This is a genomic window from Hymenobacter agri (assembly GCF_054778495.1).
In genome coordinates this window covers 1-689 of sequence record NZ_BAAGZM010001177.1, presented here as the reverse complement: position 1 = coordinate 689, position 689 = coordinate 1, and the positions used below count along the sequence as shown (strand labels likewise).

At 68.5% G+C, this 689-nt stretch carries 1 protein-coding gene; it reads right to left on the bottom strand.

Translation table 11 applies throughout. The annotated features are described in order from the left end of the window. Nucleotides 1-689, bottom strand: a 689-nt coding sequence (locus ACYVDE_RS25190; protein ID WP_460504255.1) for a tetratricopeptide repeat protein, incomplete at both ends; no start/stop codon positions are given.

Here is a 689-nt window from a genome sequence, read left to right as displayed (position 1 = left end):
GGCTGATGCGCGGCGGCTTCCAGCCGGGCCAGCCCCAGGTAGGCGCGGCACAGGGCGTACGACACGGGCATGCTACGGGCCCGCTCGATGGTTTGCAGGTAGTAGGCGCGGGCCTGCGCGGGGTGCCCACTGCCGGCTTCCACATCGCCGAGTAGGGATAAATCACCGATTTCGCTGTGCCGGTCGCGGAACCGCAGGTCGAACTCGTAGCCTTCGCGCAGGTAGCGCCGGGCCGAGTCCGGACGGCCCAGGTTCAGCCAGGCTTGGCCGATATTGCCCAAAATGGGCGTGAGCAATAGAAAGTCGCGCCGCTGGCGAGCCAGCTTTGTAGCTCGCAGGTAGTAGCGCAGGGCCGCCGGGTAGTTGCCTTGCTCGGCGTAGGCGTAGCCAATGGCGTTATCGGCATGGATGATGCCGCCCGCAAAGCCCACCCGCTCGGCCAGCCGGCGGGCCTGCAGCTGAGTTTGCACCGCCGTGGGGTAGTTGCCGGCCCGCATAAAGGCCCAGCCCAGCATCAGCAGCGAGCGGCACTCGCCGGTAGCAAAATGCAGCTGCCGGGCCAGGGCCAGGCTCTGGCGGCCGTAGCCGATGGCGGCCAGCGGGTGGTCGTCGGTGCGGTCCCAGGCCAGCTGAATCAGGTACTCAACCCGGGTGGTATCGGGGCGGCTGGCGGCCAGCAGGCGCTGCAG